The sequence below is a fragment of the Amycolatopsis sp. FBCC-B4732 genome, assembly GCF_023008405.1.
In the GTDB taxonomy this organism is placed as follows: domain Bacteria; phylum Actinomycetota; class Actinomycetes; order Mycobacteriales; family Pseudonocardiaceae; genus Amycolatopsis; species Amycolatopsis pretoriensis_A.
The window spans coordinates 8,849,150-8,864,969 of record NZ_CP095376.1 but is presented as its reverse complement, the minus strand read 5'-3'; the positions used below and the strand labels follow the sequence as shown (position 1 = coordinate 8,864,969).

At 70.8% G+C, this 15,820-nt stretch carries 14 protein-coding genes and 1 pseudogene; 10 read left to right on the top strand and 5 right to left on the bottom strand.

Annotated elements, in window-relative coordinates; genetic code table 11:
* The first annotated feature begins 6 nt into the window (after window positions 1-6).
* Window positions 7-318 (top strand): antibiotic biosynthesis monooxygenase, encoded by a 312-nt coding sequence (locus tag MUY14_RS40115; RefSeq protein ID WP_247017502.1) that lies wholly within the window; start codon window positions 7-9, stop codon window positions 316-318.
* Window positions 311-1,126 (top strand): Sir2 family NAD-dependent protein deacetylase, encoded by an 816-nt coding sequence (locus tag MUY14_RS40110; RefSeq protein ID WP_247017500.1) that lies wholly within the window; start codon window positions 311-313, stop codon window positions 1,124-1,126. Before MUY14_RS40115 ends, MUY14_RS40110 begins: the two co-directional genes overlap by 8 nt.
* On the opposite strand, the gene MUY14_RS40105 is transcribed toward MUY14_RS40110, so the two are convergent.
* Window positions 1,123-2,211 carry an IS630 family transposase gene (locus tag MUY14_RS40105; RefSeq protein WP_247017498.1) on the bottom strand — a complete coding sequence of 363 codons (1,089 nt, stop codon included), beginning with the start codon at window positions 2,209-2,211 and terminating at the stop codon, window positions 1,123-1,125. The genes MUY14_RS40110 and MUY14_RS40105 overlap by 4 nt on opposite strands.
* Window positions 2,212-2,258: 47 nt before the next feature.
* On the opposite strand from MUY14_RS40105, the gene MUY14_RS40100 reads away from it, so the two are divergent.
* On the top strand, window positions 2,259-3,389 hold the full coding sequence (locus MUY14_RS40100) for a hypothetical protein (RefSeq protein ID WP_247017495.1): 1,131 nt from the start codon (window positions 2,259-2,261) through the stop codon (window positions 3,387-3,389).
* A 51-nt stretch (window positions 3,390-3,440) separates the two neighbouring features.
* On the opposite strand, the gene MUY14_RS40095 is transcribed toward MUY14_RS40100, so the two are convergent.
* Window positions 3,441-4,400 carry an endonuclease/exonuclease/phosphatase family protein gene (locus MUY14_RS40095; protein ID WP_247017493.1) on the bottom strand — a complete coding sequence of 320 codons (960 nt, stop codon included), beginning with the start codon at window positions 4,398-4,400 and terminating at the stop codon, window positions 3,441-3,443.
* Between the two features lie 165 nt (window positions 4,401-4,565).
* Here MUY14_RS40095 and MUY14_RS40090 point away from each other — a divergent pair, with 165 nt between their 5' ends.
* Both MUY14_RS40090 and MUY14_RS40085 read left to right on the top strand, forming a co-directional pair.
* Entirely contained in the window at window positions 4,566-5,549 is a 984-nt protein-coding gene (locus MUY14_RS40090; protein WP_247017491.1) for an ATP-binding cassette domain-containing protein, read from the top strand.
* Window positions 5,546-6,352: an ABC transporter permease gene (locus MUY14_RS40085; RefSeq protein ID WP_247017489.1), complete on the top strand. Its 807-nt coding sequence runs from the start codon at window positions 5,546-5,548 to the stop codon at window positions 6,350-6,352. Before MUY14_RS40090 ends, MUY14_RS40085 begins: the two co-directional genes overlap by 4 nt.
* 88 nt (window positions 6,353-6,440) lie before the next feature.
* Here the strand turns inward: MUY14_RS40085 and MUY14_RS40080 are convergent, their stop codons facing one another.
* Window positions 6,441-9,602 carry a BTAD domain-containing putative transcriptional regulator gene (locus tag MUY14_RS40080; protein WP_247017487.1) on the bottom strand — a complete coding sequence of 1,054 codons (3,162 nt, stop codon included), beginning with the start codon at window positions 9,600-9,602 and terminating at the stop codon, window positions 6,441-6,443.
* A gap of 162 nt (window positions 9,603-9,764) precedes the next feature.
* On the opposite strand from MUY14_RS40080, the gene MUY14_RS40075 reads away from it, so the two are divergent.
* Entirely contained in the window at window positions 9,765-11,195 is a 1,431-nt protein-coding gene (locus MUY14_RS40075) for a M1 family metallopeptidase (RefSeq protein WP_247017485.1), read from the top strand.
* A gap of 75 nt (window positions 11,196-11,270) precedes the next feature.
* Window positions 11,271-11,912, top strand: coding sequence for a pyroglutamyl-peptidase I (gene pcp, locus MUY14_RS40070; RefSeq protein ID WP_247025477.1), 642 nt, complete (start codon window positions 11,271-11,273; stop codon window positions 11,910-11,912).
* Here the strand turns inward: pcp and MUY14_RS40065 are convergent.
* Window positions 11,909-12,571, bottom strand: coding sequence for a hypothetical protein (locus MUY14_RS40065; RefSeq protein WP_247017483.1), 663 nt, complete (start codon window positions 12,569-12,571; stop codon window positions 11,909-11,911). The genes pcp and MUY14_RS40065 overlap by 4 nt on opposite strands.
* A gap of 134 nt (window positions 12,572-12,705) precedes the next feature.
* Here MUY14_RS40065 and MUY14_RS40060 point away from each other — a divergent pair, with 134 nt between their 5' ends.
* From MUY14_RS40060 to MUY14_RS40050, 3 genes are read left to right on the top strand one after another with little or no spacing between them, the layout of a single operon-like run.
* Window positions 12,706-13,086, top strand: a complete 381-nt coding sequence (locus MUY14_RS40060) for a hypothetical protein (protein ID WP_247017481.1) — start codon at window positions 12,706-12,708, stop codon at window positions 13,084-13,086.
* Between the two features lies 1 nt (window position 13,087).
* Window positions 13,088-14,146: a hypothetical protein gene (locus MUY14_RS40055; RefSeq protein ID WP_247017479.1), complete on the top strand. Its 1,059-nt coding sequence runs from the start codon at window positions 13,088-13,090 to the stop codon at window positions 14,144-14,146.
* Complete coding sequence (locus MUY14_RS40050) at window positions 14,139-14,597, top strand: YbaB/EbfC family nucleoid-associated protein (RefSeq protein ID WP_247017477.1); 459 nt, start codon at window positions 14,139-14,141, stop codon at window positions 14,595-14,597. The genes MUY14_RS40055 and MUY14_RS40050 overlap by 8 nt, the downstream gene beginning before the upstream one ends.
* Window positions 14,598-14,628: 31 nt before the next feature.
* Here the strand turns inward: MUY14_RS40050 and MUY14_RS40045 are convergent.
* Window positions 14,629-15,819 (bottom strand): annotated as a pseudogene (locus tag MUY14_RS40045) (Hsp70 family protein); the annotation flags it as partial.
* Between the last annotated feature and the right edge of the window lies 1 nt (window position 15,820).

The following is a 15,820-nucleotide window of genomic DNA, read 5'->3' as shown; positions in this document are numbered from 1 at the left end:
GGAGCCATGAGTGTCGTGAAGATCAACGCTATCGAGGTCCCCGAAGGCGCCGGCCCCGAACTGGAGAAGCGCTTCGGCGCCCGCATGCACGCGGTCGACCAGCAGCCCGGGTTCCTCGGGTTCGAGCTGCTGCGCCCGGTCTCCGGTGAGACGCGCTACTTCGTGTACACGAAGTGGGAGACGGAAGAGGCCTACCAGGCGTGGGCGAAGGGCGGCCCGGCCGCGGCGGCGCACTCCGGCGAGCGCGCCAAGCCCGTTTCCACCGGCGCGAACCTGCTGGAATTCGAGGTCGTCCTCGGCTCGAAGCCGGGTGAGTGAGCTCGCTCGCGCGGCGGAGCTGCTCGACGGCGCCGGCGCACTCCTGATCTGCGCCGGCGCCGGCATGGGCGTCGACTCCGGCCTGCCGGACTTCCGCGGCGGCGAAGGGTTTTGGCGCGCGTACCCGCCGTACGCCCGGCTCGGGCTGCGGTTCGAAGAGCTCGCCGACCCGCGGCACTTCGCCGACGATCCCGAGCTGGCTTGGGGTTTCTACGGCCACCGGCTGGCGCTGTACCGCGAAACCGTGCCGCACGAGGGTTTCCGGCTGCTCCTCGAGTTCGGCGAGAAGCTGCCCGGCGGCACCCGGGTTTTCACGTCCAATGTGGACGGACAGTTCCAGGCGGCGGGTTTCGCGCACGTCGCCGAGGCGCACGGCTCGATCCACCACCTGCAGTGCCTTTCCGGGTGCACCTCCGAGATCCGGCCCGCGGCCGGCCTCGACGTCGCCATCGACGAAGAGACCATGCGCGCGGTGCCGCCCCTCCCGGCGTGCCCCCGCTGCGGCGGGCTCGCCCGCCCCAACATCCTGATGTTCGGCGACTACGACTGGGTCCCGGACCGCAGCCAGGCCCAGCTCGACGAGCTGACGGCGTGGCGGCGCACCGCGCGCGACCTCGTGGTCGTGGAGCTGGGCGCGGGCCAGGCGGTCCCGACGGTCCGCCGCTACAGCGAACTGGCCAGCGCGGCGACCGGCGCGTTGATCCGGATCAACCCGCGCGAACCGCAGATCCGCCACAACCGCGGCGTCTCCATCGCGGCCGGCGCACTGGAAACCCTGCAAGCCCTCGTGAGCGGGAAGCAAAGCTAGTGTCTTGAGTCGTTAATTCGTTGGCAGTATGCGGCGAGGGTGTCGAGGATCTGGTCGGCGGTCTTGGTCCAGACGAAGGGTTTGGGGTCGTCGTTCCAGGCGCCGATCCAGGCCTCGACGTCGGCTTCGAGTTCGGTAACGCTGCGGTGGGCGGATCGGCGGAGCTTGCGGTTGGTCAGCTCGGCGAACCAGCGTTCGACCAGGTTGAGCCAGGAAGCGCTGGTCGGGGTGAAGTGCACGTGGAAGCGTGGATGCTGCAGCAGCCAGTTCTTGATCGCCGGAGTCTTGTGGGTGGCGTAGTTGTCGCAGACCAGGTGCAACTCAAGATCACCCGGCGTCGCGGCATCGATGGTCTTGAGGAATTTCAGGAACTCCTGATGCCTGTGCCGTCGGTGATGCTGGGCGATCACCGACCCGGTGGCCAGGTTCAGCGCGGCGAACAGGCTCGTCGTGCCGTGGCGCACATAGTCGTGGGTCATCCGCGCCGGCGTGGTGGGCATGATCGGCAACGTGGGCGCGGTCCGGTCGATGGCCTGCATCTGCGACTTCTCATCGACGCACAGCACGATCGCGTTGTCCGGCGGGGCGAGATACAACCCGACCACGTCCCTGACTTTCTCCACGAACTGCGGGTCTCGTGAGAGCTTCCACGTCTGAACCTGATGCGGTTTGAGGCCGAACGCCCGCCAGATCCGTGACACCGTCGACTGCGACATGCCGGTGGCTACGGCCATCGACCGTGTCGACCAGTGTGTGTCCTGATCAGGTGGGGACTGCTCCAGGGTCTTCACGATCACCGCTTCCACGCGTTCGTCGGTGACGGTGCGCGGCGCGCCCGGTCGCGGTTCGTCCGAGAGGCCTTCCAGCCCGTCGGCGAGGAACCGCGACCGCCACTTCGCCACGGTGTGACGCTTCACCCCGAACTCGTCGCCCACTTCCGAGTTCGAGCCGCCATCCGCGCAGCGCAACACGATCCGCGACCGCAGTGCCAAAGCCTGCGCCGTGGTCCGGCGACGCGACCACCGCAGCAACGTCTCGCGTTCCTCATCGCTCAACATCAGCGGCGGCAGCTTCGGGCTTGGCATCACAGCATCCTAGACACTGGCCACGAAATTAAGACTCAGGACACTAGTTGACCGAGCCCACCGAGGTAGCGATCGTGACCGATCTGACAGCAGCCCTGACCGAGCCACAAGTAGCACTGCTTCGCGTGATCGCCGAGCCGGCCTTCTCCAGACGAGTTCGCCCCAAGTGGCGCTACGTCGAAACGGAAATGCGCCGGCTCGGGTACCGCGGCCCCGAAGTCATCAAGACCCTGCCGATTGCAGGGGCCCGGCAGATAGTCGGCCCGAGCTACAGCACCGTGTGGTACGACCGCCACAACCTTCAGCCACAGAGCGAAGTGTTCTTGACCATGGCTGCCACGCTTCACCTGCCGGAGTACAGCGATGCGGGCGTCGGCTTCATGTCCTTCCTGCGAGCGTGCGCCAGGAAGATCCACGAGGCGCCGAATGACCCTGTCAAACTGATCGACCCCCGCATCGACGCCGCCGAACTCAGGACCGATTTCGGACTCGACGAGGAATTCATCGCTCTTCTTCCGATGATCTTGCAGCACGAGCCCTTCAACATCGCCACCAGGGTTGAAATTCCCACCGAATCGTCGAACTGGGCTATCGCCATCGACCAGCACGTCCTCGACTACGAAGACATGACAGAGCTGCGCCAGTACGTCGAACACGTAACCGAAACCATCGATCGAGAAATCAGCTACCTGGATTTCTCGGGACCGATCTACGCGGGGTCGAACTTCATCGGAGTCGCAGCACAAGAGTCGACCACTGCAGAAGTCGACACGAAGCCTGACAGCTCCAACAACTATGTGAGCAGCCGCATCACCGAATCACTCAAGGCGAAAAGTGAAGCCAGTTCATTCGACCTCGACAAGCTTTTGCGACTCACAAGCGAGCTGAACCAGAACTTCGCCCAACGGAACCCGTACGCCTGCCACGCGCTGCTTCGAACCATCCTCGATCACATCCCCCCGATTTTCGGTCAGCGGAATTTCGATGCGGTGGCCGCGAACCACAGCTGGTCGAGGAGCGACAAGAAGTACATCAAGTTCCTCGCCGAGTTCAGGGGACAGGCGGACGATGTGCTGCACCGGCAGATCGGCAGCTCACCCAGCTTCATCGAGATGGAAGACCTTCCGCCGAGGGCTCGCGTAAATGCCCTGATGGCCGAGGTCCTCCGTCTCCTTTGACGGCGTGGGCCGTCGGCGCCGGCGCACTGGAAACCCGCGAGCCCTCCTGACCTAAGGCAGGCGCACCTCGGCGAACACCGCACGGTGGTCGCTGCCCGGGACGTCGAACACGCGGTAGTCCTGCACCGCCGCGCGGTTGTCGACCACGACGTGGTCGATCGTCACCACCGGCAGCGACGAGGGCCACGTCGGGGTCAGCGCCGAGCCGTGCTCCTCCGCCGCGTCGTTGTAGCCGCGGGACAGCACCGTGCGGAACGCCGCGTGGTCCAGCGTCGCGTTGAAGTCGCCGGCCAGGATGCGCAGGCCGTGCTCGCCCGCCGCGCGGGAAAGGTCCTTCATCTCGCGCTCCCACTGCGGGGTGTCGACGTCCGGGGAGATCGGGTGGACGGCGACGATCTCCGCCGTCACGCCGTCGCCGAGGTCGGCTTGGGCGCCCGGTTGCTTGGCCGTCGAGTCGCCGGTCAGGTTGACCTCCTTCAGCGGGAAGCGCGACACGATCCCCGAGCCGAACGCGCCCGGCGCCGGGTGCAGCACCCGGTTCGGCAGGAGCTGGAACAGCCCGGCCGCGGCCAGCCCGTCGACCACCCGCGGCGTCATCTCGACCAGGTTCAGCACGTCGATCCGCTGCTCGCGCACCAGGTCGACGATCGCCTTCGGGTCCGCTTGGCCGTAGAGCAGGTTCGACGAGAGCACGCGCAGTGTCTTACCGTGCACTTCGCGTTGCTCGCTCGCCGACAGGCGCGGGACCACGAGCACGGCCAGCGCGATCGCCAGCACCAGCGCGACCCCGCCGACCCACCAGCGCCGGCAGGCCAGCGCCAGCCCGCCGGCGAGCACGCCCGCGGCCGCCGCGTACGGCGTCAGCGACAGCGCGATCAGGGTGTACCAGTCGCCGTCGTAGCCGATCAGGCGCAGCGCCGCCAGCCCGGCCAACGGCACCACCGGTACCACCAGCAGGGCCGTGACCAGCGGGTTCTTCCGCCGCGACCGCGTCTCTTCCGCAACCACCATGCCGCCGAGTATGCCCAGCCCCGGCGCGGACGGCTCGGGCACCGGCAACTCCTCCACAAGATCTCCACCAGCGGCTGCCAGCGCCTGCCAGCGCGCTGTGCGCGGCCTGCCAGCGCCGCCGTCCACAGTGGTGCCAGAACCCGCGACGAGCGAAGGAGGACGCCCATGTCGCACGCGATCCAGGCCGAGGGCCTGGTCAAACACTTCGGGGAAACCAAGGCGCTGGACGGGGTGGACCTCGAAGTCCCCTTCGGCAAGGTCGTCGGGGTGCTGGGGCCGAACGGCGCCGGCAAGACGACCGCCGTCCGGATCCTGGCGACCCTGATGAAACCCGACGGCGGGAGAGCCACCGTGGGGGGCTACGACGTCGTCAAGGACCCGGTCCGGGTCCGCGGCCTGATCGGCCTGACCGGGCAGTACGCGTCGGTCGACGAGGACCTGAACGGCACCGAGAACCTGGTCCTCATCGGACGGCTCTACGGGATGCCCCGCGCGCACGCCAAGAAGCGGGCCGCCGAGCTGATCGAGCGGTTCGAGCTGACCAAGGCGGCCAAGCGGCCGGTCCGGACGTACTCGGGCGGCATGCGGCGGCGGATCGACCTGGCCGCGAGCCTGGTCGGCGGCCCGGAGGTGCTCTACCTCGACGAGCCGACCACCGGGCTCGACCCGCACGCCCGCAACGAGGTCTGGGACGTCGTCCGCGGCCTCGTCGCCGAGGGCGCCACGGTGCTGCTGACCACGCAGTACCTCGAGGAAGCCGACCAGCTGGCCGACAAGATCACCGTGTTCGACCACGGCCGCGTCGTCGCCGACGGCCGCGCCGACGAGCTGAAGCGCCGCGTCGGCGGGCAGACGCTGCAGGTGCGCCCGACGCAGCTGTCCGACATGGACGCCGTCGACCGGATCCTCGCCGACCTCAGCGGGGTGCGGCCGTCCCGCGACACCGGGACCGGGCTGCTCACCGCGCCGGTCAGCGACCCGGTGCTGCTGTCCACCCTGGTCCGCAAGCTGGACGAAGCCGGGATCACCGCGGACGAGCTGGCGCTGCGGCTGCCCAGCCTCGACGAGGTGTTCCTCGCGCTGACCGGACACGCGGCCGAACCGTCCGCTGAGGACACCACCCGCGACCTCGAAGGGAGCCTGGCATGACAACGCTGGCGCTCGACCGCCCGGCCCCGCCGCGGCACATCACCCCCGTCAAGGGACTCCAGCACTCGCTTTCGCTGGCCTGGCGCGGCATCCTGAAGATCCGCAAGAACCCCGAGCAGCTCGCCGACGTCACGTTGATGCCGATCGTCTTCCTGGTCATCTTCGTCTACCTGTTCGGCGGCGCGCTCTCCGGCTCGACCGACGCCTACCTGCAGATGGTCGTGCCCGGCATCATCGTGATGAACATCCTGCAGGCCTGCCTGACCGTCGGCGTGCAGCTCAACACCGACGTCACCAAGGGCGTGTTCGACCGCTTCCGCAGCATGCCGATCGCCCGCTCGGCACCATTGGTCGGCGCCGTGCTCGCCGACGTCGTGCGCTACCTGGTCTGCCTGGTGGTGCTGATGGTCGTCGCGACGCTGATGGGCTACCGGATCGCGACCAGCCCCGGCGAGTTCGCCGTGGCCATCCTGCTCGCGCTGGCGTTCGGCCTCTGCTTCTGCTGGGGCTCGGTGTTCGTCGGCATGCTGATGAAGACGCCGGGTTCGGCGCAGGCGCTGATGTTCGTCTTCATCATGCCGCTGACGTTCGGCAGCAACGTGTTCGTGCAGACGTCCACGATGCCGGGCTGGCTGCGGGCGTGGGCCGACATCAGCCCGGTCAGCCTGATGGCGAACGCGTTGCGCGGCTTGATGAACGGCGGCGCCGTCGCCGCGCCGCTGGCCGGCGCGCTGGCCTGGATGGCCGGTGCCGTCGTGGTGTTCTTCCCGCTGGCCACGTGGGCCTACCGCCGGCGGGTGTGAGGGCGCGGAGACACGGGGGTGTTCCGCACCAGGGGAGGTCGTGAGTGGTCAGGCGGGTCAGCACCCGCCTGACCACTCACGACCGGTTTCAGTCCAGTTCGGCCAGGAGCCAGGCGATCGTGTCCTTTTTGGACACGGCCCTGGCTTCTTCGTACTTCGCGTCGTAGTCGGGCAGCACCGCGCGCAGGTCGTCGATGAGCGCGCGGACCTCGGGGCTGCCGAGGTCGAGCCGCCCGCGGATGACGGCGGAGGCAGCGAGCACCCGGGCCGCCGTCTCGTGCTCGCCCTGCTGCTCGCGGATCATCGCCAGCAGTTCGACCGCGCCGGCCATGTCCGGCATGTCACCGCGCTTGCTCGTCGCCCGGACCGCGACGACGGCGTGCGGTTCCGCCTCGTCGGGCCGGCCCTCGGCCAGCAGGATCCGCGCCTCGAAGGCGTGCACGAACTCGTCGCCGATGCCGCCGGGGAACCAGTCGTCGCCGCCCATCGCGGTGACGCGGTCGAGCAGCGCCCGCGCTTCGACCAGCTCGCCCGTGCGCAGCAGCAGTTCGAGCCGCCCGAACATCAGGATCGCCCGGTGCTGCAGGTTCGTGATGCCCTCGCCGTAGCGCTCCGCGGCTTCCTGGTCGCGCCAGGCCCCTTCGAAGTCGCCGGTGCGCGCCCGCTCCACGGCCAGCCGCCACCAGTGCTGCACGGCGTCTTCGAACGACCGCAGCTCGATCGAGAGCGCCAGGCCCTCCTGGTAGGTCTCGATGGCCTTCGCGCTGTCGCCGTCCTGGGACAGCGCGTACGCCTTGAAGCTCAACGTCATCGCGGTGCCCCAGCGGTCGCCGACCTCGGCGAACCCGGTGTGCGCCAGATCGCGCGCCCGGTCCGCGCCCGCGACGTCGCCCGCGTCGTCGAGGAGGAAGCTCTCCACCCAGTGGCCCCCGGCACGCGTCCAGGTGTCCCCGCTCGCCTGGGCCCGGCGCACCTCGCGGATGGCGATTTCGCGGTCGCCACCGAGGAAAGCGAGCATCGGCAGCGCCACCGCGAGCCCGGGGTACCGCTCCACCGCGTTCGTGCGCACGCACTCGTCGACCAGCCGGAGGATCTCGCTCTGCTCGGACCGGACCGGGATCGCGTCCATGAGGTAGAAGAGCGCCCGGTAGGCCGCCCCGACCGCGGGCGGCAGCCGGTCGCCGAAGTCGAGGGTCTCGCGGATCAGGCCGCCGACCCGGTGACCCTGGCCGAGGATGGTCAGGTACCAGAACATCCCGTCCAGCAACGCGACCGCGTTGTCCACATCGGACATCTCGATCGCACCGCGCAGGGCGTCGATCATGTTCGCGTTCTCGGCCTCGTACTGGTCGATCGCGCGCAGCTGCTCGGCGGTGCGCAGCGTCGGTTCCAGCCGCTGCGCGAGCTCGGCGTAGCAGGAGGCCATCGCGCGGCGCGTCCGGTCGCGCTCGCCCGACTCGACCAGCCGCTCGGTGGCGTAGGCGCGCAACGTCTCCAGCATCCGGTACCGCGGCTCACCGAACCCGCCGTCCACGGTGTCCACAATGGACTTTTCGACCAGGCTGCCGAGCACGTACGGGACGTCGGCCGCGGGCAGCAGCTCGTCCGCGCAGACGGCTTCCACCGGACCCAGCTCGGCCCCGCCGGCGAACACCGAAAGCCGCCGGGCCAGCACCAGCTCGGCCTCGGTCAGCAGGTCCCAGCTCCATTCGACCACCGCGCGCAGCGTCCGCTGCCGGGGCAGCGCCGTCCGGCTGCCCGAGGTGAGCAGCCGGAACCGGTCGCCGAGCCGCCCGGCGATCTGGGCCACGGTCATCGACCGCAGCCGGGCCGCGGCCAGCTCCAGCGCCAGCGGCATCCCGTCGAGCCGCCGGCAGATCTCGCCGACCTGGTCCACAGTGGACTCGTCGAGCACGAAGTCGGGGCGGACGGCCGCGGCCCGGTCGAGGAACAACCGCGTCGAGTCCAGCTCGGCGGCTTCGGCGGGCGCGGCGCGTTCGGCGGGCACCGGCAGCGGGCCGAGCGGGCACAGCGCTTCCCCGGTGATGGCGAGCGGCTCGCGGCTGGTGGCCAGGATCCGCAGCCGCGGCGCGCGCTGCAGCAGCTCGTCGGCCAGCCTCGCGGCGGCGTCCACGACGTGCTCGCAGTTGTCCAGCACCAGCAGCGCTTCCGCGCCGCCGAGCACCTCGAGGGCTTGGTCGAGCGGGTCCAGCGGGCGGCGCATCTCGGTGTCGGTGCTGCGGATGTCGCGGATCTCCAGCGCGCCCAGCAGCGCGCCGCCGAGGTCGTCCGGGTCGCGCACGCCGGCCAGCGCGGCGAACCACACGCGGCCGCGCTGCTGCGCCGGGTGCCGTGACGCCGCTTCGGTGGCCAGCCGCGTCTTGCCCGCCCCGCCCGGCCCGGTCAAGGTGACCAGCCGGGCGCCGCCGAGCAGTTCGGCCAGCAGCTTGAGCTCGTCGTCGCGGCCGATGAACGTCGTCAGCCGGGTCGGCAGCCGGTCGGCCACCGGGGCCGGCGGCGCGAGCTCGCCCCGCAGCGCGGCGACGTGGATCTCCTGCAGCTCGGCCGACGGGTCGACGCCGAGCTGGTCGGCCAGCGTGCGGCGGATCCCGGTGTAGACCGACAGCGCCTCCGACTGCCGCCCGGCCGCGCAGAGCGCCCGCATCCGCAGCCCGGCGAGCCGTTCGCGCAGCGGGTCGGCCTCGGCCGCGGCGGTCAGGTCGGCCAGGACCCGGGCGTGCTCACCGAGCCGGATCAGGGCTTCGAACCGGTCCTCGGCGGCCTCGGTCCGCAGCCCGGTGAGCCGCCGCGCGGGAGCGTGGGCGAAAGGCGCGTCGAGGACGTCGGCGAGCGCGTCGCCGTGCCAGAGACCGAGTGCCTCGGCGAGCAGCTCCGCCGCGTAGGCGTCCCGGCCCGCGGCCAGCTCGCGGCGACCGTCGGCGGCGAGCCGTTCGAACCGTTCCGCGTCGACCTCTTCGCGCGAGACCGCCAGCCGGTAGCCGCCCGGCCCGGATTCGACCGCCACCGGCAGGGCTTTCCGCAGCCGCGAGACCAGCGACTGCAGGGCGTTGGCCGCGTCGGACGGCGGTTCGCCGCCCCACAGGCCGTCGACGAGCGCGTCCGCCGGCACCGCGCGCCCGGCGTCCAGGGCGAGCCTGGCCAGGAGCATGCGGAGGCGGGCACCGCCGATGTCGATCGGGGTGCCGTCGTCTTCCGCCGCACGCAGCGGGCCCAGCAGGGCGACGCGCATGCGTCCAGCTTTCCAGACGGCGGCACGGCACCGGGGCGGGCGGGGCCGGACGGGCCGACGTAAGTGCTGATTATCCGGACAAATGCGACGCGAGCCCCCCAGTGCCCACGTTCGTGGCGATACGTTGCGGGCGAGGTCCACCTGACACCGACAGGAGCGTTCATGAGGGTGAAGAAACCGGTCGTGGTCGCGGCCGCCGTGGTCGCGAGCCTCTGCCTGGGCACCGGCGTCGCCGCGGCCGGCGACGGCTGGGGCGCGAAGCCCGGCAGCGACGGCGCCGGGGACAGCTACTACCCGCAGGACGGCAACGGCGGCTACAACGTCGCGGACTACAACCTCAAGGTCACCTACGACCCGGCGTCGCACCAGCTCACCGGGAACCAGGACATCACCGCGCGGGCGACCCAGTCGCTCAGCTCGTTCGACCTGGACTTCAAGGGCCTGACCGTCGACTCGGTGAAGGTCGACGGCCGGGACGCGAAGTTCAGCCGGACCGGCGACCACGAACTGGTCGTCACGCCGGCGCGGGCGCTGTGGCGCGGCCAGAACTTCAAGGTCAAGATCGCCTACCACGGTGTGCCCGCGCCGATCAGCGACCCGGCGCTCGGCGACAACGGCTGGCAGTACGCCAAGGCGGGCGGCGCGTTCGTCGCCGGCGAGCCGCGGTCGGCGACCACCTGGTACCCGGTCAACGACACCCCGCTCGACAAGGCCACGTTCCACCTGGCGATCACCGTGCCGGACGAGTGGGGCGTGATCGCCAACGGCCGCGAGAAGCCGTCCTTCAAGGCGCCGGGCGGCACCACGCACGTCTGGGCCGAAGAGACGCCGATCGTGCCGTACATGACGACGGTCGCGATCGACAAGTGGACCTTCGACCGCCAGACCCGCAAGGACGGCACCCCGGTCGTCAGCGCGTTCGCCCCTGGCGTGCCCGACACGACGAAGCAGGCCGAAGCGCGGCTGCCGGAGATCCTCGACTTCCTCGAGTCGAAGTTCGGCAAGTACCCGATCGACGCCGCCGGCGGCATCTTCCTCAACGAGCAGATCGGTTTCTCGCTGGAGACGATGAGCCGGCCGATCTACTCCGCGGGCTGGGCCGGCACGGTGCCGACGATCGTCCACGAGAACGCCCACCAGTGGTACGGCGACTCGGTGGCGGTCGAGCACTGGAAGGACGTCTGCCTCAACGAGTGCTTCGCCTCCTACGCCACGTGGCTGTGGGACGAGGGCAAGGAAGGCGTCGACCTGAACAAGCAGTACGCGGACGACGTCAAGAAGGCGTCGACGGCGTTCTGGAACGGCAAGCTCTACGACATGGGACAGGGCAACGAGTTCACGTACGTGTACTCGAAGGGCCCGGTGATGCTGCACGCGCTGCGCAACTACGTCGGTGAGCAGGCGTTCTCCCGGGTCCTGAAGACCTGGCCGTCGCTGCACCGCGACGGGAACGCGAACATGCAGCAGTTCCAGCGGTACACCGAAGCCGTCTCGCACAAGAACCTCCAGGGGTTCTTCGACGCGTGGGTGTACGGCACCGGCAAGCCCGCCGACCAGTACCTGTACCCGGGCGGCCTGAAGCCCGCCGCCTGACCTGTCGCCATGAGGGGCACCCTGCTGGACTTAAAGTCCATGGGGGTGCCCCTCATGGCAATTCAGGAGGACGTGATGGCCAAGGTGCTGATGACGGGGTTCGCGCCGTTCGGCGGCGAGCCGGTGAACCCCTCGTGGCAGGCGGTTTCGCGGCTCGGCGGCCGCCGGGACGACGTCGCCGCGGTCGAGCTGCCGTGCGAGTTCGCGGCGTCGCTGCCCGCCCTGCGCGCCGCGGTCGAGGAGCACCGGCCGTCGCTCGTGGTGTGCGTCGGCCAGGCCGGCGGGCGGTCCGACGTCACGCCGGAGCGGGTCGCGATCAACCTGGTCGACGCCCGCATCCCCGACAACGCGGGCGCGCAGCCGGTCGACGTCCCGGTGGTCCCGGACGGCCCGGCGGCCTACTTCTCGACGCTGCCGGTGAAGGCCTGCGTGGCGGCGATCCGCGCGGCCGGCGTGCCGGCGTCGGTGTCCCACACCGCCGGGACGTACGTGTGCAACCAGGTCTTCTACGGCCTCATGCACCTGCTGGCCACGGAGTTCCCCGGCGTGCGCGGCGGGTTCGTGCACGTGCCGTTCAGCCCCGGGCAGGTCGCCGCTTCGGGCAAGCAGGCGCCGTCGCTCGGCGTGGACCGGATCGCCGACGCGCTGGACGTCCTGGCGGACACGGCGTTGAAGACGACCGTCGACCTCGTGGTCAGCGCGGGCGCGGAGCACTAACCGCCGCGGCCGGTCAGCTCCACGAACGCCGCCGGGCCCGGGACGTTGTGGTGCACCGTCAGGTCCGCCACCCGGTCGCCGCTCCACGCCGGCGTGAAGCTGACCACCAGCGTGCACCGGCGGCCCGGGGCGATGTCCCGGTCCACGCAGCCGCGCGCGTCCACCGCGAAGTCGGTGCTGTCCAGCTCGATCCCGCTCACCCGCAACGCGCTCGCGCCGACGCTGCGGACCGCCACCGTGCACGTCGTCGTGGTGCGCACCGGGGTCGTGCCGCAGGCGACCGACTCCGGCACGACGACCTTGGCCTCCGCGGCCGCGTCCGGCACCACCGGGAACGTCGCCGGCTTGCCGCGCACGAGGTCCAGCACGGTCACCCCGGTCACCGTCAGCACCAGTGCACCCGCGGCCAGCAGCACGATCGCGATCGCCTTGATGCCGCGGGCGGCGCCGTCCTTGGCGGTGAACCCGCCTGCCGCCAGCACGGTGACCACCAGCGTCGAAACCAGCGTCGCGCTCGGGCCGGCGCCGATCGCGGCCGGGACGAGCGTGCCGAGCAGCGACGCCGCGACCGTGACGGCGAACCCGGTCCAGGAGAAGCGTTTCGCCTCGCGCAGCTGCCTCCGCACGGTCGGCGGCCGGGGTTTCGTCGCGGTGCTCATGCAGGTAAGAGCGCCGAGCACCCCGCGCACGGACGAGGTTCCCCCGTTCGGCGGTACGGCAGCCCGTTCGTGATCTGGGGCACACCGCCGTCGAATCCCCCAGCCGGGCGAGCGAACGGTGTTTACATGTCCCGATGATCGGATTCGAAACCGACCTGCAGGACCTGCGGGATTCGGCCGGTGCTCTGCAGGGCGCGGCCGACGCCGCGGAAGCCGCGTCGAACGGCCTGCGTGGCACCGACGTCCCCGTCTCCTCCGGCGGTGACGGCTTCTTCGGCGGCATCGCCGGGATGCTCCCCGTGGCCAACGCCTTCGGCCGCACGCTCGGCATGCCGGCCGTCGCGAAGGCCTACGACGACCACCTGGTGAAGATCCAGAAGCTGGTCGCGCAGCTGCACCAGACGACCGCCGACACCAGCCACGCGCTGCGGCGGGTCGCGGAGCTGTACGAAACGGCCGACGAGGACTCGAAGCAGCGCGTCAACCGCGCGGCGGCCGGCCTGGAGGGGAACTGACGTGGACGGCTACTTCGACTCCGGGCTTGACGCGCAGCCGATGTCGAGCGGCGACGACCGCCGCGCGGAACTGCTCGTGGGCATTTCGGAGGACCTGCAGGAAGGCGCGAACGACGCCCTCGACGCGCTCGAGATCCTGCGGGTGACCGACTGGATCTTCGGCATGGGCAGCGACGACTCCGGGTTCAAGCAGATGCAGGACGAGACCGCGGGCGTCTACCGCGAGTTCTCCGACGCCGACATCGACCACGAGTCGGCCGAGGGCCTGCAGAGCCTGATCATGAAGCACGACGCCGTCTGGAAGGCGCTGCAGCGCGACTCGAAGCCGAAGCTCGACGACGCCCGGCAGTTCCTCGACGTCTGGCGCGGCTCCGCGGCGAACGCCGTCAAGGCCTACCTCAACGAGCTCGCCGACGCCTTCACCGAGGTCGAAACCAAGATCACGGTGCTGGAGAGCGACATCGTCGCGGCGCGCGAAACGATCGCTTCGGCCCGGCAGGACCTGAACAACCTCGGCTCGACGTTCAAGCAGACGGCCGAGGACTACCAGAAGTCGCAGGAGCGCAAGCGCGAAGCGGCGATGTCGAAGGTGCTGGCGGCGACGTTCGCGGGCGCGGTCACCGGTTTGCTGACCGTGGCGACCGCCGGCGCGGGCGCGGTGGCGGGCGCGTCGGTGTTCACCGCGGCCAACGGCGCGCTGATCGCCGGGAACGCCGCCGGCGGCGCGATCACCGCCGTGGTGGCCAACCAGGCGGAGATCACCGGCGACAACGCGTTCGACCTGTACCAGAGCTTCGCCGAAAGCGCGGGCAAGATCCGCGGCGGCGCCGAGGACGCGGCTCGGACGTTGGCCGACCGCATCGGCGACGAGTCCGTCGACCTGCCGAAGATCCCGGACGCGCCGGACGTCAGCCCGGGTTCGAACTTCGACCCGTCGAACTTCGAGACCGACCACACTTCGCGGCAGACCGAGAAGAACGTCCGCGACGCGAACGTCGACATCGCGCCCGACGGCCAGGTGTCCAGCGGCGCCACGCACGCCGGGAGGCTGGGTGGCTGACACCCCGGACCGCGATGCCCTGCTGGCCGAGCTGTCCGCGCTGTCGGCGACGGCGACGTCCGACGACGGCGCGGTTTCCCTGGCGGTCAACACCGACGGCGTGCTGACCCGGCTGCGGCTGAGCGACGCCGTCTCGGGGATGTCGCCCGCCGAGATCGCGGACGCCGTGCTGCGGACGTACGTTTCCGCGCAGCGCGAGTCGGCGAAGCGGACCGGGCAGCTGCTGGCACCGCTGGGCAGCGGCGGCTACCTGATGGACCGGCTGCGCTGGCGGGTGCGGTTCGAGCCGGCGCCGGTTCCGGTCGCGCCGCCCGCTGCTCCCCGCGTGGCGGACAGCACCGTGCTCAAGGACCGGTCGTCGGAAGCGCCGGTCGCGGCACCCCCGCCGTCCGGACCGGTGCCGGACGACGACTACTACGGCAAGGGCATGCGGTTCGAGCAAGCCTGGTGAAGCTCCACTGTGGACTCGGTCACCGCGACCACCACCGCTTGCGCGGCGGTTCCGGTTGTGGCGCGTACCGCGGCGGTGGCCGGAGCACTTGCTGCTGCCACGGCTGGGGCCGCGGCGGCGGCACCGGCGGCCGGACCGGCGCGAACGCGGGCACCGTGAGGTCCGACGTGTCGAGCGGAACGTGGTGCAGCCCGAAGGCGACGGCCGTCTCGGGCCGGTCCTGAGTGGTCGGCGTGACCCCGAGCTGCCGCCCGAGCAGCGCCGCCAGCAACGGCATCCGGCTCGGGCCGCCGACGAGGTGGATCCCGGCGAGCTGCCCGGGGCTCAGCCCGGCGCGGCGGATCGTCGTCCCGAGCAGTTCGGCGCTGCGCAGCAGGCTGGGCCGCACGAGCGCCTCGAGCTCGTCCCGGCTGACGAGGACGTCCCCGAACGGCTCGGGCATGGGGACGTGGGTCTGCGCGTGCCGGGAGAGGCTTTCCTTGGCGTCGCGGACGTCTTGCAGGAGCGCCCGCCGCGCCCGCCGCTCGGCGGTGGTCTGGGGCCGCAGCAGCCGTTGCCACTGCGCGGGATCGGCGTGCGACACCGCGCGTCCGATGTGCACGAGCAGCGCCTGGTCGATGTCGAGGCTCCCGAGATCCGGCAGCCCGTCCTCGGCGAGCACGGCGAACCCCTGGCGGTTCACCCCGACGACGGCGCAGTCGAAGGTCCCGGCCCCGAGGTCGTAGACCCCGATCGGCCCGTTCCCGGAGTGCCCGAGACTCGCGTAGTGCGCGGCGGCGGCGACGGGTTCGGGAATGAGCCGCACATCGGCGAGCCCGGCCTTCCCGGCGGCGGTCCTGATGGCCTCCTGCCGCGCGGCCCCCCACCCGGCGGGGTGCGAGATCCGCGTCTGCCCGGCGGGCCGCTGCAGGAGCCGTTCGGCTTCTTCCCGCATCCGCCGCAGAACGGCGGCAAAGGCTTCGGTGACCGGGACATCGGTGTCGCCGAGCCTCAGCGAGCCTTCGTCGATGCGGCGCTTGGGATTGGCTTCGAACCGGCTGGGATCCAGCCGCGCCCGCCGCTCGGCTTCCCGGCCGACGACGAGCAGCCCGTCATCGTTGAGGAAAACAGCGGAGGCCATGGTGGCGGCCCCATCGACCTCGACGGCCCGCGGCCCGTGCCCGGCCCCGGAGAGCACCCCGACGGTGCTGGAAGTCCCGAAGTCGATCGCCAGCACATCCACG